Source organism: Billgrantia sp. Q4P2 (genome assembly GCF_052806135.1).
In genome coordinates this window covers 49,774-68,731 of sequence record NZ_JBRBAI010000017.1, presented here as the reverse complement: position 1 = coordinate 68,731, position 18,958 = coordinate 49,774, and the positions used below count along the sequence as shown (strand labels likewise).

18 protein-coding genes and 1 riboswitch are annotated in these 18,958 nt (G+C 69.8%); of the genes, 17 read left to right on the top strand and 1 reads right to left on the bottom strand.

Annotation, left to right across the window (positions count from 1 at the left end; translation table 11 throughout):
* The coding region (locus ACUY1T_RS20690; RefSeq protein ID WP_446025452.1) for an electron transfer flavoprotein subunit alpha/FixB family protein at window positions 1–841 on the top strand (841 nt) is incomplete at its 5' end.
* Here ACUY1T_RS20690 and ACUY1T_RS20685 read toward each other — a convergent pair.
* Window positions 835–1,080, bottom strand: a complete 246-nt coding sequence (locus ACUY1T_RS20685; RefSeq protein ID WP_446025451.1) for a hypothetical protein — start codon at window positions 1,078–1,080, stop codon at window positions 835–837. The genes ACUY1T_RS20690 and ACUY1T_RS20685 overlap by 7 nt on opposite strands.
* 775 nt (window positions 1,081–1,855) lie before the next feature.
* Between ACUY1T_RS20685 and cobT the strand changes: the two genes are divergently transcribed.
* From cobT to cobO, 16 genes are all read left to right on the top strand, one after another.
* Window positions 1,856–2,908: a nicotinate-nucleotide--dimethylbenzimidazole phosphoribosyltransferase gene (gene cobT / locus ACUY1T_RS20680; RefSeq protein WP_446025450.1), complete on the top strand. Its 1,053-nt coding sequence runs from the start codon at window positions 1,856–1,858 to the stop codon at window positions 2,906–2,908.
* Window positions 2,909–2,912: 4 nt separating this feature from the next.
* Entirely contained in the window at window positions 2,913–3,620 is a 708-nt protein-coding gene (locus ACUY1T_RS20675; RefSeq protein ID WP_446025449.1) for an adenosylcobinamide amidohydrolase, read from the top strand.
* A complete protein-coding gene (cbiB, locus tag ACUY1T_RS20670; RefSeq protein WP_446025448.1) occupies window positions 3,617–4,609 on the top strand; it encodes an adenosylcobinamide-phosphate synthase CbiB in 993 nt (330 codons plus the stop codon). Before ACUY1T_RS20675 ends, cbiB begins: the two co-directional genes overlap by 4 nt.
* Window positions 4,606–5,763 (top strand): pyridoxal phosphate-dependent aminotransferase, encoded by a 1,158-nt coding sequence (locus tag ACUY1T_RS20665; protein ID WP_446025447.1) that lies wholly within the window; start codon window positions 4,606–4,608, stop codon window positions 5,761–5,763. Before cbiB ends, ACUY1T_RS20665 begins: the two co-directional genes overlap by 4 nt.
* Window positions 5,760–6,305: a bifunctional adenosylcobinamide kinase/adenosylcobinamide-phosphate guanylyltransferase gene (locus tag ACUY1T_RS20660; protein WP_446025446.1), complete on the top strand. Its 546-nt coding sequence runs from the start codon at window positions 5,760–5,762 to the stop codon at window positions 6,303–6,305. Before ACUY1T_RS20665 ends, ACUY1T_RS20660 begins: the two co-directional genes overlap by 4 nt.
* Window positions 6,302–7,060 carry an adenosylcobinamide-GDP ribazoletransferase gene (gene cobS / locus ACUY1T_RS20655; RefSeq protein ID WP_446025445.1) on the top strand — a complete coding sequence of 253 codons (759 nt, stop codon included), beginning with the start codon at window positions 6,302–6,304 and terminating at the stop codon, window positions 7,058–7,060. The genes ACUY1T_RS20660 and cobS overlap by 4 nt, the downstream gene beginning before the upstream one ends.
* Window positions 7,012–7,653, top strand: a complete 642-nt coding sequence (locus tag ACUY1T_RS20650) for a histidine phosphatase family protein (RefSeq protein WP_446025444.1) — start codon at window positions 7,012–7,014, stop codon at window positions 7,651–7,653. The genes cobS and ACUY1T_RS20650 overlap by 49 nt, the downstream gene beginning before the upstream one ends.
* Complete coding sequence (locus tag ACUY1T_RS20645; RefSeq protein ID WP_446025443.1) at window positions 7,605–8,033, top strand: bifunctional adenosylcobinamide kinase/adenosylcobinamide-phosphate guanylyltransferase; 429 nt, start codon at window positions 7,605–7,607, stop codon at window positions 8,031–8,033. The genes ACUY1T_RS20650 and ACUY1T_RS20645 overlap by 49 nt, the downstream gene beginning before the upstream one ends.
* 57 nt (window positions 8,034–8,090) lie before the next feature.
* Window positions 8,091–8,309: riboswitch (cobalamin riboswitch) on the top strand.
* 153 nt (window positions 8,310–8,462) lie between these two features.
* A complete protein-coding gene (locus tag ACUY1T_RS20640) occupies window positions 8,463–10,325 on the top strand; it encodes a TonB-dependent receptor domain-containing protein (protein WP_446025442.1) in 1,863 nt (620 codons plus the stop codon).
* 14 nt (window positions 10,326–10,339) lie between these two features.
* On the top strand, window positions 10,340–14,725 hold the full coding sequence (locus ACUY1T_RS20635; protein WP_446025441.1) for a cobaltochelatase subunit CobN: 4,386 nt from the start codon (window positions 10,340–10,342) through the stop codon (window positions 14,723–14,725).
* Complete coding sequence (locus ACUY1T_RS20630) at window positions 14,722–15,174, top strand: MotA/TolQ/ExbB proton channel family protein (protein WP_446025440.1); 453 nt, start codon at window positions 14,722–14,724, stop codon at window positions 15,172–15,174. The genes ACUY1T_RS20635 and ACUY1T_RS20630 overlap by 4 nt, the downstream gene beginning before the upstream one ends.
* Complete coding sequence (locus ACUY1T_RS20625) at window positions 15,171–15,467, top strand: hypothetical protein (RefSeq protein ID WP_446025439.1); 297 nt, start codon at window positions 15,171–15,173, stop codon at window positions 15,465–15,467. Before ACUY1T_RS20630 ends, ACUY1T_RS20625 begins: the two co-directional genes overlap by 4 nt.
* 48 nt (window positions 15,468–15,515) lie before the next feature.
* Entirely contained in the window at window positions 15,516–16,379 is an 864-nt protein-coding gene (locus ACUY1T_RS20620) for a cobalamin-binding protein (protein ID WP_446025456.1), read from the top strand.
* Between the two features lie 7 nt (window positions 16,380–16,386).
* The gene (locus ACUY1T_RS20615) at window positions 16,387–17,370 is read left to right on the top strand and encodes a FecCD family ABC transporter permease (protein ID WP_446025455.1); all 984 of its coding nucleotides are present in this window, start codon (window positions 16,387–16,389) and stop codon (window positions 17,368–17,370) included.
* 82 nt (window positions 17,371–17,452) lie between these two features.
* A complete protein-coding gene (locus tag ACUY1T_RS20610; RefSeq protein WP_446025438.1) occupies window positions 17,453–18,220 on the top strand; it encodes an ABC transporter ATP-binding protein in 768 nt (255 codons plus the stop codon).
* Between the two features lie 126 nt (window positions 18,221–18,346).
* The gene (cobO, locus tag ACUY1T_RS20605) at window positions 18,347–18,958 is read left to right on the top strand and encodes a cob(I)yrinic acid a,c-diamide adenosyltransferase (protein WP_446025437.1); all 612 of its coding nucleotides are present in this window, start codon (window positions 18,347–18,349) and stop codon (window positions 18,956–18,958) included.

Sequence of the window (18,958 nt, the reverse complement as noted above, 5' to 3'; positions counted from 1 at the left end):
CCTGGTCGCCGGGGAAAACGTCGGCGCCGTGGCCGACGCCGCGGCCAAGCTCGACGGCGTGAGCAAGGTCCGCGTGGCCGACCATGCCGTCTACGCCCACCAGCTGGCCGAGCCCCTGGGCGCGCTGCTGGCCGAACTGGCTGGCGACTACAGTCACGTGCTCGCTGCCGCCTCCACCACCGGCAAGAACGTGCTGCCGCGCCTCGCCGCGCTGAAGGACGTTAGCCAGATCTCCGAGATCGTCGAAGTGGTCGACGCCGACACCTTCAAGCGCCCGATCTACGCCGGCAACGCCATCGCCACGGTACAGAGCGCCGACAGCCTCAAGGTGATCACCGTGCGCAGCACCGGCTTCGATGCCGTCGGCTCTTCACAAGAGCAGGGCAGCGCCGCCGTCGAGGCGGTGGATTTCGTCGCTGAGAACGCCCAGTCCCGCTTCATCAAGCAGGAGCTGGCCGAGAGCGACCGCCCCGAGCTGGCCGCGGCCAAGGTGGTCATCTCCGGTGGGCGCGGCATGGGCAGCGGCGAGAACTTCAAGCTGCTCGACGGCATCGCCGACAAGCTAGGGGCCGCCATTGGTGCCTCGCGTGCAGCGGTGGATGCCGGCTTCGTGCCCAACGACATGCAGGTGGGCCAGACCGGCAAGATCGTCGCACCGGAGCTGTATATCGCCGTGGGCATCTCGGGAGCCATCCAGCACCTGGCCGGCATGAAGGACTCCAAGGTGATCGTGGCGATCAACAAGGACGAGGAGGCGCCGATCTTCCAGGTCGCCGACTATGGTCTCGTCGGCGACCTGTTCGAGGTGGTGCCGGAGCTGGAGAGGAGGCTGGATCAGTGACCCGCAGTGCCTGATGCCGCTTGGGTGCCTTCCCGCGTATAGCCATGCCGGGCCTGGAAGCGCTGCAGCTCTCGGGCTTGCGGCGCCTGGCCGGTGAAGATCTCGACATAGGCGGGGATGCGCTGCATGCGGACCTCGAGCGCTTCCTGGGTCTTCATCGGGATGTAGCCGATCTGGGTGAGGTAGATGGTGCGGCCGCGCACGTTGGCGGCCAGCGGCAGGATCCGCACGCTATCCACACCGGAGTCGACCAGGCAATCCACCAAACCCTGTAGAAAGTCGTCCAGCCATGGAAATAGCCGGTCTTCTCACGCCCTATCCACTGGGAAAGGACCGGAAGGTTGAGTACATAGCTGATCAGACCGTGAAGAATATTAAAGATGTCGGTCGTGGACCGATGAGCAGCACGAACAGGAACAGCAGAAGCGCACGAAGATATTTATGCTGATGGCGAAGACCTCGTCGAACTGGATGGTCAGCCAAGGGGGCAGGGCACCGAAGACGGAAACCGCCGTTTCGCTGAATGCCAGGCAGAACAGAACAAGGAGTATAATGAAGCCTGCAAAAATCGGGGGAATGGGGGTGCGTATGTCGAATTTTAAGGGGGCGGAACTGGTTTGAATATTGTGTTGGCTGATGCGGTAATCGAAACTTCTTGAAGTTTATCGGGCGTTGTCGGGGGTGAATTCCCTTATGAAGGAAGTGGCGATCAAGAGCAACGTTCATGCTAATACATGATGTGTTGTTGTTTATCTACGTATAGTAGTTCAGAGCGGCCAGATCATGATGTGAATTTGTTATAGGGCTCCGGATGATCAACCTGGCGAGAGAGCCCAGCCAGGACGCACATGAAACGCATTGCCGTGCTCAAAGGACTGATTAGCAGTTAAGCTCAGTTTTGCTCCCAACGGATGGCGGCAATGTCCCCTCCGATGTCGCTCTGGTTCTGCCGGCACCATGACGGGTTGCTAAGATGGCATTTCCTGTCTCACCTGCTATTGTAGGACGCTCTGTATGCTCACCGATACGCTCGCCACTCTGCAGCCCGCCGATCGCGCCATCGTCTCTGCCGTCTCCGCCCATCTGGACAACCTCACCAAGCCGCCGGGCAGCCTCGGCCGACTGGAGTCGCTGGCCGTGAACCTGGCCACCCAGACCGGCGAGGCCTTTCCCCGCGTCTCGCCGCCCGGCGTGCTGGTGTTCGCCGCCGATCACGGCGTGGCCGCCGAGGGGGTTTCCGCCTTTCCCCAGGACGTCACCGCGCAGATGGTGGCCAACTTCGTGGCCGGCGGGGCCGGTATCAACGTCTTCTCCCGCCAGATCGGCGCCCGCCTCGAGGTGATCGATGTGGGGGTAGCGGCTGATGTGTCCGTGGCGGGGGTGGTGGACGAGAAGGTGCGCCACGGCACCGCCAACATGGTCGAGGCGGATGCCATGAGCCGCGACGAGGCCGTGGCGGCCATCGAGGCGGGCATTCGCGCCGCCGAGCGGGCCCTCGCGGCCGGCTGCCGCTGCCTGATCGTCGGCGAGATGGGTATCGCCAATACCACCACGAGCAGCGCGCTGCTTGCCGCGCTCACCGACGCCCCGGTGGCCGGCCTGATCGGGCGGGGGGCCGGCCTTGCCGAGAGCCGTCTGGCCCACAAGCAGGCGGTCATCGAGCGTGCCCTGGTCGCACGGGCGCCGGACCGCGACGACCCGCTCGACGTGCTTGCCAAGCTGGGTGGCCTGGAGATCGCCGCCATGGCCGGCGCCTACCTGGGCGGGGCGGCACGCCGCGTGCCGCTGCTGGTCGACGGCTTCATCGCCACGGTGGCGGCGCTGCTCGCCTGCCGGCTGGGCCCGGCCACGCGGGACTACCTGGTCTTCGCCCACCGCTCCCGGGAGCCGGGGCACGCCCATGCGCTCGCCGCACTCGAGGCCGAACCGCTGCTCGACCTGGGACTGCGCCTGGGCGAGGGCACCGGGGCGGCCCTGGCCTTTCCGCTGCTGGAGTCGGCGACGCGCATGCTGGGCGAGATGGCCACCTTCGAGAGTGCCGGCGTCACCGTCGGCAACCCGGGCTGAACGCATGACGGAGGCGCTATCCGCGGCGGTGTCGCGCGAGCTGTGCCTGGGCGAGGGCATCATCCTGCGGGGCGACGCGCAGTGCCTGCATTTCCGCTCGGCGCAGCCCCTGCGCGTGGTGAGCAGTGCCCTGGTGGGCGGTGGGCTCGGCTGGGCGCGCCACTTCTGCAACTTTCACGTCGGCCAGGACTATGCGGGGCATGACCCGGCAGCAGATCTCCGTGCCTGGCTGGCGGCGCGCGAGCTGGCGCCGAGCGAGAGCGTCGCCATGATGACCGCCGTGCGGCTCGCGGAACTGGCGGTGGTGGAGCGCCGGGAGCAGGGTGTGGCGCTGTTGGTCGCGGTCACCGCCGGCGTGAGCAATGCGGTGGATATCACGGCGCCGATCGCGGGAGATCCACGTCCGGTGGTCGGCACCATCAACACCCTGGTCTTTCTCGACGCCCAGCTCTCCGACGGCGCCCTGGTCAACGCCTGCCTCTCGGCGAGCGAGGCCAAGGTGCGCGCGCTGGCCGAGAGCGACGTGCGTGATCCCCACACGGGCACACGGGCCACCGGCACGTCCACCGACTGTCTGGCCATTGCCGCTACCCAGCGGGGTGCGCTGAGACACTATGCCGGCTCCGGGACGGTGCTGGGGCGTGCCCTGGGCCGGGTGGTGTTCGAGGCGACCTGCCGGGCCCTGGCGCGGAGTTGCGAGGTTGCATCGTGAGCCTGACAGCGCTTTCGCTTTCGCTGCTGGCGCTGGTTGGTGCTGCCGTGGTTGTCGACCTGCGCCTCGGCGACCCTCGCCGTCTGCCGCACCCGGTGGTGGGCATGGGCCGTGCGATCGCTGCCCTGGAGCGTGCCTGGAACCACGGTACACCGCAGGCACGGCGCTGGCGCGGTGCACTGCTCACGATGGTGGTGGTAGCTGGCAGCTTCGCGCTCGTCTGGAGTTTGCTGGCGCTGCTGGCACGGCTGCATCCGTGGCTGGCGCTCGCCGCCGAGCTGTGGCTCGTGGCCACGGCGCTCTCCATCAAGGGGCTGGCCGATGCCGCCCGGGCCGTGGCCACACCGCTGGGGCGTGGTGACCTGCCGGCCGCCCGGGAGGCACTGGGTATGATCGTCGGTCGCGATACCGAGCGCCTCGATGAGGCCGAACTCGCCCGCGGCGCCGTGGAGACGGTCGCCGAGAACACCGTCGATGGCATCACCGCGCCGCTGTTCTGGGCGCTGCTCGGTGGGGCGCCGCTGGCGCTGGCCTACAAGGCGGTCAACACCCTCGACTCCATGGTGGGCTACCGCAACGCCCGCTACGCCGACTTCGGCTACGCCTCGGCTAAACTCGACGACCTGGCCAACTGGCTGCCGGCCCGAATGACGGCACTGGCGCTGTGGCTGGCCGCCTGGGCGATGCCCGGCGCGCGTTACCGCGGCGCCCTGGCCGCCACCTGGCGCCAGGCACCGAGGCACCCGAGCCCCAATGCCGGCTGGCCGGAGGCGATGGTGGCCCAACTGCTGGGGGTGCAGCTCGGCGGCACCAACCACTACGCCGGTGTGGCTTCGCACCGTGCGGTGCTGGGCGTCCCGTTGAGCGAGGGCGGCGAACCGCTGGCGGTGGGGCATATCGGTCGCGCCATTCGCCATATGCACGGCGGCTGGCTGGCGTTCCTGGTGCTGATGACAGCGGTGATACTGGTGAAGGAAACCCTGACATGACGTGCGACGTGACTCCTTGGCCTGCACACGGCGGCCAGGCGGCGCCGCTGCTGGCGCGCTACGGCCTGCCGCCCGACCACCCGGTGACCGACTTCAGCGCCAATCTCAACCCCCTGGGACCGCCGGTCTGGGTCCCCGCCAGGTTGGCCGCGGCGGCCGAGGGGCTCTCCCGCTATCCGGCGCCCGACTACCGCGCGGCCCGGGAGGCCATTGCCCGCGAGGCGGGCGTGGCCGCCGAGCAGGTGCTGCTGACCAACGGTGGCGCCGAGGCGATCTTCCTGGTGGCAGCGGCACACGCCGGCGGACGGGCGGTGATCGTCCAGCCCACTTTCACGGAGTACGCCCGGGCCTGCCGCGCCTTCGGTATCGCCGTCGACGACCTTAGCCTGGCCCCGCCCGACTTCTCGCTCGACCCGGAAAGACTCGGCGCGTCCCTGGCGCCCGACACGCTACTGTTCCTGTGTCGGCCCAACAACCCCACCGGCACCCTGGTGCCGCGCGAGACGGTCCAGCGGCTGCTGACCCAGGCGGCGATGCACGACTGCCGGGTCGTGGTTGACGAGGCCTTCATCGACTTCGTGACGTCGCCCGAGGAGAGCCTGGCCCCGCTGCTGGCGCGTTTCGACAACCTCATTCTGCTGCGCTCCCTGACCAAGCTCTATGCGCTGCCGGGATTGCGGCTGGGCTATCTGTTGGCGAGCGAATCACTGGTGCGCCAGCTTCAGGTGGGCCAGCCGCCCTGGAGCGTCAACCACCTGGCTGCAGAACTAGTGGCACCGCTGCTCGCGGACAGCGCCTTCCTGGCCCGCACCCGGCAATGGCTGGCCGACGAGCAGCCGCGCCTGCAGGCCGGGCTCGCTGGCGCGGGCCTCGAGGTGATCCCGAGCCGGGCCAACTTCTTTCTGGTGCGTCCCGCCATGGAGCCCGAATCGATGACGGGGCAATCGCTGAAACCCATGACTCAAGAGCCGGGGACAGGTCGAAGAGGGGGGCATAGCGGGGCCCTCTTCGAACGGCTGCTGCGCTTCGGTATCCTGGCCCGCCACACGCACGGCTTTCCCGGGCTCGACGGCGGCTGGCTGCGCCTGGCGCTGCGCGACCGCGACGCCAACGCGCGGCTGCTCGCTGCCCTCGATGAGGGGGGAGTGAGATGATCGCCTTCGTCAGCGGCGGGGCGCGCTCCGGCAAGAGCGGGGTTGCCGAGCGTCTGGCGCGCGAGTGCCGGCAGGCCCGCGGCGGGGCGCTCTATTACCTGGCCACGGCGACGGCTTCGGATGCCGAGATGGCCGCGCGCATCGCCCGCCACCGCCGCGACCGGGGAGACGAGTGGCATACGCGCGAGGCACCGCTGGCGCTGGGCACGGCGCTCGACGACATCGAGCCCGGCAGCAGCGCGCTGCTCGACTGCCTGTCGCTGTGGGCCGGGCGGGCGCTCTTTGAGGCACGCTATGACAGCGCCGTGGGCCTGGCCCAGCTCGAGACCCTGCTGGCCGCGGCACGGGCGCGGCCGCTGGACCTGGTGGTGGTTTCCAACGACCTGAACGAGGACGTCCCGCCACAGGACGCCGAGACCTGGCGCTACCTGGCCTTCCTGCAGCGCCTGCACCGTGTGCTGGCACGCGAGGCCGACCGGGTCATCGAGGTAGTGGCCGGCGTTGCCATCGACTGGATAAGCCAGGGGGAGTGGAGACGATGAAGGAGGCGGGATATGGCGTGCTGCTGGCCTTCCAGTTCCTGACGCGGCTGCCGGTGCCGGTGGCCTGCCCCTGGTCGCCGGCCACCAGCCGCTGGGCGCTGCGCAGCTATCCCCTGGTGGGGCTGGTGCTCGGTGCTCTCCTGGCCGGGGCCGCCGTGCTGCTGGAGAGCAGGCTGCCGGCACCGCTGTTGGCGATGGTGCTGCTCAGCCTGTGGGTGGCGCTCTCCGGGGGATTGCACCTGGACGGGCTGATGGACGTGGCCGATGCCTTGGGTAGCAATGCACCCCTGGCACGGCGCTGGGAGATCATGAAGGATCCACAGGTGGGCAGCTTCGGCATCCTGGCGCTGGTCTTCCTGCTGGCCTGGAAGGGCATGCTGCTGTGGGCGCTGCTGGTTGCCGGTGCGCCCCTGGGCGTGTTGGTCGCGGTGCCGGCGCTTTCGCGGTTCGGCGCCGTGGTGCTGCTGCGCCTGGCGCCCTGCGCCCGTCGCGAGGGGCTGGCGTGGATGTGGCGCCAGCACCTCGGCCCGCGCGACCTGCCGCTGGCCCTGCTGGCGCTGGTGCCACTGTTCTGGCTGCTGCCGGGCTGGCCTTGGCTGTTCGCTGCGCTGCTCGCCTTTCTGCTGCTGTACGGTATCGCCATGACGCGCAGTTTCAACGGCATCAACGGAGATATCGTGGGTGCCGCCATCGAGGGAGGAGAACTATGGCTGTTGCTGATCGCCTGGAGCTGGTGGTCGTTCGTCATGGTCTGACGGCCTGGAACCGAGAGCGCCGCTACCAGGGTCAGCGTGACATTCCCCTGCTGCTGCCTGAGGCGCGACCCGGCTTGGACCGGCTGCGCGAGGCGCTGGCGGGGGAAGACTTCGATGCCGTGCACGCCAGTGACCTGATGCGCTGCCGTCAGACCCTGGCGCACGTGCTGGTGGGCCGGCGGATCGGCGTCGAGCCGCGCTTCGATGCGCGGCTGCGCGAGCTCGATTTCGGCGAGTACGAGGGCAAGTGCTACGAGGAACTCCAGGCGCTGCCCGCCTACCGCGCCTGGATCGACAGCGTCGGCGAGCAGGCGCCGCCCGGCGGCGAGTCCGCCCGCGCCTTGCGCATGCGCCTCGGCGAGTGGCTCGGCGACCTGCTCGCCGATGTGGAGGTGTGGGGGCTCGAGCGCGTGCTTATCGTGACCCACGGCGGCGTGATCCGTGAACTGCGCCGGCACTTCGAGGCGATCGACTTCTGGGAGGGCAGCATCGGGCAGGCCGAGGGCCGCCGGCTGACCTTCGTGCAACGAGAGGGGGAGTGGCAATGCAACTCTTCATCGGCGGTGCCTGCGCCGGCAAGCGCGACGCAGTAAGCGAGCGCTTCCCGACTGCCTGCTGGCACCGCCTGGGCACCGGCGTACCGCTTGACGGCTGGCGCGCGCCGGCCACCGCCGCCGTGCCGCTGGTGGTGACCGACTGGACGGCCTGGATCGAGGCGGCGTTCGATGCCGAGCCCGACGACGACCGCCTGCGCGGGCGGCTCGCCGCCGCGCTCGATTCCCTGACCGCCGCCGAGCGCCAGGGCGGCCTGACAGTGGTGCTGATCCTGCCCGAGATGGGGCGTGGCATCGTGCCCATGTCACCCGCGACGCGCCGACTGCGCGACCTCGCCGGCTGGCTGGCCCAGGACGCCGCCGAGCGTGCCGATGCCGTCTGGTATGTTCGTCATGGGCTGGTCAAGTCACTGAAATGAAAGGGTATGTCGTATTCGTGTACGCTTCTGTCGTTGACCCTTCCGGGGCGTGTTGCTAGGTTACGCCCACTCTCAGGTGCCCCAGGCGCGCGCAGATGCGCCGGGGTGAAACGGGAAGTCGGTGCGCTCATCTGCCAGTCCGACGCTGCCCCCGCAACGGTGATCGAGTCAAGGAAAGCCCTGCACCACTGTGCCTCTTGGCACGGGAAGGTGGCCTTTCGGGACGCTTCGCGTCCACTCGTCAGCCCGGAGACCGGCCCGAGAGTTCAGGAAACGCTGCACAACAGTGTTTCTCTCATGCCGGGTTGCGGTGGGCTACCCTGAGGCAGGGCTGGCGTCACCGTCGCCCCTCCCCCTCGATCCCTTGCCGCTCCGGCGAATACAACATTATTCGACCGTGCGGGTTGGTACGGCGAGTAAGGGAACCCCATGAAAACCAGAATCAAAGCCACTCGTGGCCTGGCAGCCTTCGGCCTGGCCCTCATTCCGCTGGCCGTCCACGCTCAGCCCGAAGCCGACAGCAACGATACCCACGTCGACCTCAACCCCCTGGTAATCACCGCCACCCTGGCGCCGCGCACTGCCGACGAAACGCTGTCGTCCGTCACGCTGCTCGACCAGGCGACCCTGCGTCGCCAGGATCCCACCAGCGTCACCGACATCTTCCGCGGTCAGCCCGGCGTGGACGTCACCACCAACGGTTCCTTCGGCAAGCAGAGCAGCGTCCTCATCCGCGGCCTGGACAATAAAGGCTCGCTGCTGATGATCGACGGTATCCGCCTGCGCTCGGCCACCACGGGCGGTGCCGCCTGGCAATTTCTCGACCCGCGGATGTTCGAACGCGCCGAGATCGTGCGCGGTCCGCGCGGCAGCCTCTACGGGGCCGATGCCGTGGGCGGTGTGGTGCAGCTGTTCACCCATCAGGCCAAGGAGGGTGGCCCGCACCCCTGGGTGTCGGCGGGCGGGGGCAGCTTCGATTCGCGCCGGCTCAGCGCCGGGCTCTCCGGCAACGAAGGCGGTACCCGCTACAGCTTCGCCGGCAGCCACTTCGCCACCGACGGCACGCCCATTCGCCGCGATGGTGAGGACAGGGGCTTCGACAATACCAGCGGACTGGCGCGCCTCTCCCACACCTTCGACAACGGTGCCGAGTTCGGTGGCCTGGCGTTGCGCGCGCGGGGCAACACCGAGATCGACAATGGCGAGACCGACTTCGTGCAGCAGGTGGCGGGTGTCTACGGGGAGGTGCCGGTCACCGACAGCTGGCGCAGTCGCCTGACCCTTAGCGAGTCACGGGACGAGCAGAACAGTCGGCGGATGATTGGCGACTCCACCTTCGATACCCGGCAGCGTACCGCACATTGGCAGAACACGCTGCGTTTCGGCCTGCACGAAGTGATCCTGGGAGCAGAATTTACCCGCGATGACGTGACGACCACGGATACCTATGTCGAGGACAGCCGTGACAACACGGCGGTGTTCGCCCAGGGACTGCTGGACTTCCATCCCGTCAGCCTGCAGGCCAGCCTGCGCCATGACGACAATGAGGCCTTCGGTGACGAGCTGACGGGCAACCTGGCGCTGGGGTACGCCCTCGACGACCGGCATACGCTGCGTGCCAGCGCCGGCACCGCCTTCCGGGCCCCGACCTTCAACGACCTGTATTACCCCTACGAGGAGAGCACGTTCTTCGGTACCACCTACGTGTTCGAAGGCAACCAGGCACTCGAGGCCGAGACGTCGACGTCCTATGAACTCGGCATTCGCGGCCAGTACCGGCCGCTGTTCTGGGACCTGGCGGTGTTCCAGACCGATGTCGATGACCTGATCGACTGGGCCAGCGACTCGCCGTCACCCAATGTCGTGCGGTATCGCCCGACCAACGTGAGCGAGGCGCGCATCCGTGGGGCGGAGCTTGCGGCCGGTGCGGAACTGGGCGACTGGACCCTGCAGGCCGCGCTCACCTATCTCGACCCGGAGGATCGCGACACCGGCAACGATCTGCCGCGGCGCGCTACCCGCAGCCTGCGCCTGGACGTCGACCGCGAGCTGGGCGACTGGTCGCTGGGCGGCTCCTGGATTGCCCAGAACCACCGCTATGACGATGTCGCCAACGAGCAGCGCCTGGCGGGCTTCGGCCTGCTCAACCTGCGCGCCGGCTGGGCCTTTGCCCCCCACTGGTCGGCGCGCCTGACCGTCGACAACGTACTCGACAAGGAGTACGAGACCGCCCGCGACTACATCAACGCCGGTCGCGCCGCCTTCCTTAGCGTGCATTTCGGAGCCCAATGATGGTACGGGTTTGCATGGCACTGCTGCTTGCCCTGCTGCCGGCGTTCGCTTCGGCAGGCACGCTGATGGGTGTCGTCTCCGAGCGCTCGGCCGCGGAACTCGCCGCCGGCGCGGCGCGCTTCCTCGATGCCTATCCCGGGCACCGCGTGATCCTGCGCACGCCGGAGCAGCTGGCCGAAACGTCTGATGCCGAGTTCACCGAGTTGCTCGACGATGCCGATGCGCTGCTGCTGGCGGCGGTCTTCGGCGAGCAGGTGGGGCGCCTGGCGCGGCTGGTCGAGACGGCGGCCGCCCGGCGCGACTTCCCGATCCTGGCCGTCAACGGTGACCGGCGCCTGACGCGCCTGTCGCGCCTGGGCGGCGAGCGCCCCCTGGCGGGGCTCGACGCGGCGGCGCTGGGTGAACTGGTGGTCGGGCCCGAGGCGGGGCAGACGCCGCGTGATCACCTGGCGGCGCAGCGCGAGCGCTTCGCCGCCCAGGCCGACTGGCTCACCGGGCGCGCCTACTACCAGGGACGCAGCCCCGAGCACCTCGATGGCCTGCTGCGCTGGCTGCTTGCCGCGGCCGGTCATGATCTGGCGGTGCCCGAACCGTCGCCGCGGGCGGCGATTCGCTACTATCGTCCAGTGCACCACGATCGCCCGGGTCACGATGGTGAAGCGCCCAGCGCTGATCCTGCCACCCTGGCGCTTGAGGCCGGCCCGGCGGTGGCGATCCTCGACCTCGACAGCGGCGACCGCCCTGGCGATCGCGAGCTGCTCGATGACGCCTGTGCGGCGTTCGAGGCACACGATATCCAGTGCGTCGCGGTGCTGGCACGCTGGGGTGGCGCCACCCTGGCGGCCCTCGAACAGTTGCCCGAGACGCTCGGTGAGGCGAGCCTGGCCGGTATCCTCAGCCTGCAGGACTTCACCCTGGGCGGGGGCGAGGGGCGGCGCGATGCCACCGCCGCGCTCGACCGGCTCGACGTGCCGGTGATCAAGGGGGTGCGCCTGGCCGAGCGTAGCGAGGCGCAGTGGCGACTCTCGCACGACGGCCTGCCGCGTGAGGCGGTGCACTACCAGCTGGCCATGCCGGAGCTGCAGGGTGCCAGCCAGCCGATGGTGCTGGCGGTGGCCGCTCCGCGCACCATCGATGAACGCACCGGCGTGGCACTGACCCTTTCGCAGCCGCTCGAGTCGCGCATCGCCGCCGTCGCCGAGCGCTTCGCGCGCTGGCAGCGCCTGCGGGCGCTGGACAACGCCGACAAGAAAGTGGCGTTGATCTACTACAACCATCCGCCCGGGCGGCAGAACGTTGGCGCCGACAACCTCGACGTGCCGGCCTCGCTCTACGAGATGCTCACCCGGCTGCGCGAGGCCGGCTACGACACCGGCGAGCTGCCGGAGAACCCGGAGGCGCTGCACGAGCTGATCCAGGCGCGCGGGGTCAACCTGCCCGAGGACCGCGGCGCCCTGGAGAGCATGGCCGGGCAGGTGCCGTCGCTTGCCGCAGAGGACTACCGCCGCTACTTCGCGACGCTGCCGGCGACCATCCGCGGCGAGCTCGTGCAGGGCCCGCTGGGCTACCTGCACGCCCGCCTCGAGCGGGCCGATACGCTGGGCGAACCGGAACTGGTCCTCGAGGTGCTGGAGCGCGTCGCCCTGGATCTGCGCCACCTCATCGAGCAGCACGACCACCCGGCCCGGGCGCGCGCCCTCGACCTGCTGGACCAGTATGTCGCGGGCTGGCAGCGGCAGCTCGCCCACGCGCAGGCCGACGGGAGCGAGGCGCTCGCGGCACTGCGCGATGCCCTGGTGGCCACTGGCATCCCCGGGCTCTCCGGCTGGGGCGAGCCGCCGGGACGTTCGATGGTCCTCAACGACGAGATGCTCTTCCCGGGGCTGCGTTTCGGCAACGTCTTCATCGGCCCGCAGCCGCCGCGCGGCTGGGAGCTGGACGAGGAGCTGCTGCACGCTAACACCACCTTCCCGCCGACCCACCAGTACCTGGGCTTCTATCACTGGCTGCGCGACCACTTCGCGGCCGACGCCCTGGTTTACGTTGGCCGTCACTCCACGCGCGAGTTCCTGCCGCGACGCCGGGCGGGACTGGCCGAGGATGACTACCCGGAGCTGCTGGGCGGCAACCTGCCGCTGGTCTACCCCTATATCGTCGACGGGGTGGGGGAAGGCATCCAGGCCAAGCGGCGAGCCCTGGGGGTGATGATTGGCCACTTGACCCCGCCGTTGGCGGCGACCGAACTCTACGACGATCTGCTCGAACTGCGCCAGTTGGTCGAGACCTTCGAGGTGGCGACCGAGCCCGACAGCCCCACGCGGCGCCGTGCGGTGGCGATGCTGCGCGAACGCATCGAGAGCCTCGAACTGACCGAGGAGTTTGAGCGCGAGATTGCCGGCGACCTGGGCCTGGCGGCCGAGGAGGTGAGTCTGGACGAGGTCTCCTCGGAACTGCTGGTGCACGAGGCCGGGCACTACGTCACCGATATGCAGGAGCGCTTCATGCCGCTGGGGCTGCACGTGTTCGGCCGCGATTGGGACGGGGAGGCCGTCGACACCTTGCTCGACTCGATGGGAGGCGAGGGTGACGAGCGCGAACGCTGGCGCGGCCTGGTCGAGGCTTCGCCGCGTCACGAGCGGGACAGCTTCCTGGGTGCCTTGGAGGGGCGTTTCGTACCGCCGGGACCGGGCAACGACCCGCTGCGCACGCCCGAGGTGCTGCCCACCGGGCGCAACTTTCATGCGCTGTCCAGCGACCTGATACCGACCCGGGTGGCCTGGTCGCTGGGCAGCGAGATGGCGGCCAGTGCCCGCTCGCGCGACGGCGAGGAGGCTGAGGACAGCGAGGCCCTGGTGCTGTGGGCCTCGGACACGGTGCGTGACGAAGGGGTGATGATCGCCTTCGGCCTCGACATGCTGGGCGTGAAGCCGCACTGGAATGCGCGCGGCATCGTCCAGGGTCTCGAGCGCCTGCCCCTGGCGGAGCCTGGCGACGAGGCGGACACGCTACGCACGGCGCGCCGCGATGTGCTGTTCACCACCTCGGGGCTGTTCCGCGACCTCTACGAGGACCAACTGGTATGGCTCGACCTCGCCGTGCGCCTGGCGCTCGACGGGGCGAGCGAAACCATTCGCGCCGAGCATCCGCAGCTCACCGGGGCGCTGGAGGCGGCGCTCGCGCCGCTGCCCGAGACAATGCGCGACCCGGGCGCCGAGGCGCTCGCCGACAACCGGGTCGCGGCGCGCTGGGTGGCCGACACCCGTGAGCTGCTGACCGGCGGCGCAGCGACGGCCGAGGCCGGCGACCGGGCGGCGTGGCGGGTGTTCGGCACCGCGCCGGGCGCCTATGGCGCCGGCATCAACCGCCTGGCGTCGCGCTCCAGTGCCTGGGAGGAGCGTGACGAACTGGGCAGCGCCTACCGCCGGCGCATGGGGCATGTCTACGGCAAGGGGCAGGGCGGCGAGCCGGCCCACGCGGTCTTCGATGCCAACCTCGCCCGGGTCGGGCGCACCTACCTGGGCCGTGCCAGCCACCTCTATGGGCTGCTCGACAACGACGACGGCTTCGACTTCCAGGGCGGGCTCTCCAACGCCGTGGAGCAATTGACCGGCACGCCGCCGGCTAACCGGGTGCTGCAGCACGCTGATCCCGAGAACCCGCGCGTCGAGAGCCTGGAGCGGGCGTTGCTCGGTGAGCTGCGCGCGCGCAACCTCAACCCCCAGTGGCTGCGCCCGCTGATGGAGCACGGCTACGCCGGGGCGCGCACCATGAGCAGCGACTTCCTCGACAACCTGTGGGGCTGGCAGGTGACGAGCCCGCAGGTGGTGCGCTCCTGGGTGTGGGACGAGGTCGATGCGGTCTACTTCCAGGATCGCCACGGCCTGGGGCTGGATGACTTCCTGGCCGAGGGGCACAACGTCCATGTCAAGACGCACATGCAGGCCACGGCGCTGCTCGCCGCCCAGCGCGGCTTCTGGGAGGCCGATGAGGCGACCCTGGAACGGCTCGCCGGCGAGTTCGCGGAGGCGGTGATCGAGCATGGCCTGCCCGGCAGCGGTCACGCGCACCCCGACCACCCGCTGCTGCCGTGGATCGCCGAGCGCCTGGATGCCGAGCGGCGCGAGGCCTTCACGGCGGTGATCTCGGCGGCGCGGCTCGAGCACAGCGAGGCGCAAGCGGCGCCGACCACCATCCGCGAGGTCGAGCCGCAGGCGGTGCAAGCCGTGCAACCGGCACAAGAGCCCGTGCAGGAGCCCGAGTCAGGCGATACCACGGGCGGCCAGGACGACGCGCTGGCAGCCGCTGTCGAGGGGGCGCCGTCGTTGCTGCCCTGGCTGCTGGGTCTTGCGGCGCTGCTGCTGATGCTGGGAGGCATCGCCTACGGGAGACGCGCACCATGAACACGAGCCTGACTCACGCCACACTGGAAGTCATGGGCACCCTGGTGGACTGGCTGCTGACGCCGGTCATCGTGGTGCTGCTCGCCCTGGTGGCCCTGTCGCTGTGGGAGGCGGGGCTTGCCATCGGCGAGCGCAGCGGCGGCATCCGTCGCCTGGTCGCGGCGCGCCGGGGCGACCGGCTGGCGGCGCAGGCACGCCGCGCCATCGACCGCGCCGACCTGCTGGCGCGTATCGGCCCCATGCTGGGGCTGATGGGCACCCTGATCCCATTGGGGCCGGGGCTCGCCGCGCTGGGCAACGGCCAGCTGGACGTGCTGGCCCAGGCCGTCACCGTGGCCTTCAATACCACGGTGATGGGACTATTGATCGGCATCCTCGGCTTCCTGCTGGGGCGGCTGCGGCGGCGTTGGTACGACACCGCCATGGCCCAACTGGAGCATGGCACATGAGCATTCCCGAGTATCGGCGCAGCCGCTTCGACAGCGCGGACGAGGAGCCCATGGGGCCGCTCGCCAACCTGGCCGACATCATGCTGGTGTTCGCCGTGGGGCTGATGGTGGCGCTGGCCGCCTCGCGCGGCACGGGCGCTGCCGGCGGTGTGGAGCTCGAGGCCGGGCGCGAGCTGCCCGAGCTGCCGGCGGGCGTGGGCGCCTCCGGCAGCGGTTACGAGAGCGTCGGTCGCGTCTACCGCGACCCGCAGAGCGGCAAGCTGATCCTGATCGATGAGCCGGGGCGCAGTTGAGGGAAGGAGAACGGGATGGGAGTCTGTCGGATGCGAGGTGCGCTGGTGATGGGGGCCGGGCTGCTGCTTGGTGCGGGGTTGCCCGCCCACGCCGAGGTCTGCGCCACCGACGATGCCGACCGCGAGGTGTGCCTGCCGGCGCCGGCCGCGCGCATTGCCGCGCTCTCGCCCGGGGCGACCGAGCTCGTGTATGCCGCCGGGGCCGGTGAGCAGGTGGTGGCCGTGGTCGACTACAGCGACTACCCCCCCGAGGTGGAGTCCGTTCCCTCGGTGGGCAGCCACACGCGCGTCGACATGGAGCGTCTCGTCGCCCTGCGCCCGGAGCTGGTGATCGGCTGGGTGACCGGCAATCCCTCCGAGCAGTTGGAGACTATAGAGACGCTCGGCGTACCGGTTTTCTATCTCGAGCCGCGTAGCTTCGAGGGGGTGGCCAGCGCCATCGAGCGACTGGCACGCCTGGCCGGCACCGGGGACGAGGGGCGGCGCGAGGCGGCGCGTTTTCGCAACGGCATGGCCGAACTCGTCGAGCGTCACGCCGAGCGCACGCCGGTGAGGGTCTTCTATCAAGTCTGGGATGAACCGCTGATGACCATCAACGACAAGCACCTGATCGGCCAGGTGCTGACCGCCTGCGGTGGCGTCAACGTCTTCGGTGAGCTCTCGCGCCTGGTGCCGCGTATCGATGACGAGTCGGTGCTGGCCGCCGACCCCGAGGCGATCCTCGCCGGCGGCATGGGCGAGGAGAACCGCGACTGGCTCACCCACTGGGAGCAGTACCCGAACCTGACGGCGGTGGCACGCGACAATCTCTTCTTCGTGCCGCCGTCGCTGATCCAGCGCCCCACGCCGCGGCTGTTGGAGGGGAGTCGGCTGTTCTGCGAGAAACTGGAGGACGCCCGTGCACGCCGTTAGGCATTCCATGGCCACCGTCGGGCGACGCGGGTTGGCCTTCCCCCTGGGCCTGCTGTCGCTGGCGGCGCTGACCGCCCTGGCGCTGTCGGTCACGGTCGGCAGCGTCGCCGTCACGCCCGCCGAGCTGTGGGAGGTGGCGCTGGGTCGCGGCGATGCCCTGTCGCGCACCCTGGTGCTGGAGCTGCGCGTGCCGCGCTCGCTCTCGGCCTTCGCCACCGGCGGCCTGCTGGCGCTGGCCGGCGCGCTGATGCAGGTGCTGCTGCGCAACCCCCTGGCGGACCCCTATGTGCTGGGCCTCTCCGGCGGTGCGGCGGTGGGGGCGCTGGCGGCCATGCTGGCCGGGCTGGGCGGCATGGTGATTTCCGGCTCGGCCTTCGCCGGGGCGCTCGCCTCCACCCTGCTGGTGTTCGGCCTGGCCCATGGCACCGGCAGCTGGACGCCGGCCCGGCTGCTGCTCACCGGCGTGGTGGTGGCCGCCGGGTGGGGAGCGGTGGTCACCCTGATGCTGGCGGTGAGCCCCGCCGAGCGTCTGCCCGGCATGCTCTACTGGCTGATGGGCGATCTCTCCTACGCCCGCACGCCCGGCTATCCGCTCGCCCTGTTGCTGGGGGTGTGCCTGCTGGCCTTCCCGCTGGGGCGCAGCCTCAACGTGTTGGCCCGCGGGGCGCTGCAGGCCGCGGCCCTGGGCGTGGCGGTGCGTCCGCTGGAGTGGACGATCTACATCACGGCGAGCCTGCTCACCGCCATGGCGGTGACCACGGCCGGCAGCATCGGCTTCGTCGGCCTGGTGGTGCCGCACATGCTGCGCCTGGTGCTGGGCAACGACCAGCGCCTGATCCTGCCCGCCTGTGCCCTGGCCGGCGGCACCCTGCTGGTGCTCGCCGACACCCTGGCGCGCACTATCATCGCTCCGGAACAGCTGCCGGTGGGGGTGATCACGGCGTTGCTCGGCGTACCGACCTTCCTCTACCTGCTCTACCGGAGCCGCTGATGAGCCGACTGTCGAACCCGGATCAGCCGCCGGTCGGCGTACCGAGCGTCTCGTTGCTCTACCTGCACCATGGGAGCCGCTAATGAGCCGACTCGAGGCACATGACCTCGTCATCGACGTGCCGGGCCGCCGCGACGGCCGGGCGCTGAGCTTGACCCTGGAGCCCGGGCAGGTGTGGGGCGTACTGGGCCCCAACGGGGCCGGCAAGACCACCCTGCTGCACACCCTGGCGGGGCTGCGGGCGCCGCGGCGCGGCACGCTGCGCCTCGACGGGGAGTCGCTGGCCGCGCTGCCGCGGCGCCGGGTCGCCCGCGCCCTGGGCCTGGTCTTCCAGGAGCGCCAGGACGGCTTTCCCGCCACGGTGCGCGAGACGGCGCTGATCGGCCGTCATCCCTGGCTCTCGCCCTGGCAGATGGAGGGGGGCGAGGACCTGCGGCTGGCCGAGGCGGCGCTCGAGCGGCTCGATGTCGCCCACCTGGCCGAGCGGCTGGTGAGCACGCTCTCCGGTGGCGAGCGCCAGCGCCTGGCCATCGCCACGGTGCTCACCCAGGCGCCGGCCATCTGGCTGGCCGACGAGCCCACCAACCATCTCGACCTGCACCACCAGACCGCGGTGATGGCCCTACTCGCCGGCGAGGCCCACGCCGGCAGTGCCGTGATGCTGTGCCTGCACGATCTCAACCTGGCAGCGCGCTGGTGCGACCAGGTGCTGCTGCTCTATCCCGACGGTGAGGCGTGCTGGGGGCCGCGCGACGCCATGCTGGTGCCGGGCGCCCTGGAGCGCCTCTACGGCCAGCGCCTGGCCACCGCCATGGTGGATGGCGCCCCCGTCTTCGTTCCCGTGAGGTGAAATGCACGACTTGACCCCGATTCGCGGCGAGACCCACAGCTACTTTAACCTTCGGTCCCCGAACGGGTGGCCGCGCTCTTCCACGGCCAGTCGCCGTGGCCCTGATTCCATCCCAGGAGAGTCGACATGCGTGACAACGCTAAGGACCCTGCACGCCATGCCAAGCGCATGGCCGCCAAGCAGAAGATCATGCAAGAGCGCATCGCCCGCGCCGACAAGGAGCAGGGCGTGCTGCTGGTGCTCACCGGCCCCGGCAAGGGCAAGAGCAGCTCCGGCTTCGGCATGCTGGCCCGCGCACTCGGCCACGGCATGAAAGTGGGCGTCGTGCAGTTCATCAAGGGCAAGTTCGCCTCCGGGGAGGAGGCCTTCTTCCGCCAGCAGCCGAACGTGGACTACCACGTGATCGGCGGGGGCTACACCTGGGACACCCAGGATCGCGACAAGGACGTCAAGACCGCCGAGGCCGCCTGGGCCGAGGCCAGCCGCATGCTGGGCGACGACAGCTACGACCTGGTGCTGCTCGACGAGCTCAACATTGCCCTGCGCTACGAGTATCTCGACCTCGACCGGGTGCTCGACGACCTGCAGGCGCGTCCGGCGATGCAGCACGCGGTGGTGACCGGCCGCTACGCGCCGCGGGAGCTGATCGAGCTGGCCGATACCGTCACCGAGATGAAGGTGGTCAAGCATGCCTTCAAGGAGCAGGGAGTCAAGGCGCAGAAAGGGGTAGAGCTCTAA

Bases quoted from the DNA above. Each gene is read 5' to 3' on its own strand.
- cobT (WP_446025450.1), top strand. From the start codon at position 1,856: ATGCTCACCGATACGCTCGCCACTCTGCAGCCCGCCGATCGCGCCATC.
- ACUY1T_RS20675 (WP_446025449.1), top strand. From the start codon at position 2,913: ATGACGGAGGCGCTATCCGCGGCGGTGTCGCGCGAGCTGTGCCTGGGC.
- ACUY1T_RS20665 (WP_446025447.1), top strand. From the start codon at position 4,606: ATGACGTGCGACGTGACTCCTTGGCCTGCACACGGCGGCCAGGCGGCG.
- ACUY1T_RS20660 (WP_446025446.1), top strand. From the start codon at position 5,760: ATGATCGCCTTCGTCAGCGGCGGGGCGCGCTCCGGCAAGAGCGGGGTT.
- cobS (WP_446025445.1), top strand. From the start codon at position 6,302: ATGAAGGAGGCGGGATATGGCGTGCTGCTGGCCTTCCAGTTCCTGACG.
- ACUY1T_RS20650 (WP_446025444.1), top strand. From the start codon at position 7,012: ATGGCTGTTGCTGATCGCCTGGAGCTGGTGGTCGTTCGTCATGGTCTG.
- ACUY1T_RS20645 (WP_446025443.1), top strand. From the start codon at position 7,605: ATGCAACTCTTCATCGGCGGTGCCTGCGCCGGCAAGCGCGACGCAGTA.
- ACUY1T_RS20640 (WP_446025442.1), top strand. From the start codon at position 8,463: ATGAAAACCAGAATCAAAGCCACTCGTGGCCTGGCAGCCTTCGGCCTG.
- ACUY1T_RS20635 (WP_446025441.1), top strand. From the start codon at position 10,340: ATGGCACTGCTGCTTGCCCTGCTGCCGGCGTTCGCTTCGGCAGGCACG.
- ACUY1T_RS20630 (WP_446025440.1), top strand. From the start codon at position 14,722: ATGAACACGAGCCTGACTCACGCCACACTGGAAGTCATGGGCACCCTG.
- ACUY1T_RS20625 (WP_446025439.1), top strand. From the start codon at position 15,171: ATGAGCATTCCCGAGTATCGGCGCAGCCGCTTCGACAGCGCGGACGAG.
- ACUY1T_RS20620 (WP_446025456.1), top strand. From the start codon at position 15,516: ATGGGGGCCGGGCTGCTGCTTGGTGCGGGGTTGCCCGCCCACGCCGAG.
- ACUY1T_RS20615 (WP_446025455.1), top strand. From the start codon at position 16,387: ATGGCCACCGTCGGGCGACGCGGGTTGGCCTTCCCCCTGGGCCTGCTG.
- ACUY1T_RS20610 (WP_446025438.1), top strand. From the start codon at position 17,453: ATGAGCCGACTCGAGGCACATGACCTCGTCATCGACGTGCCGGGCCGC.
- cobO (WP_446025437.1), top strand. From the start codon at position 18,347: ATGCGTGACAACGCTAAGGACCCTGCACGCCATGCCAAGCGCATGGCC.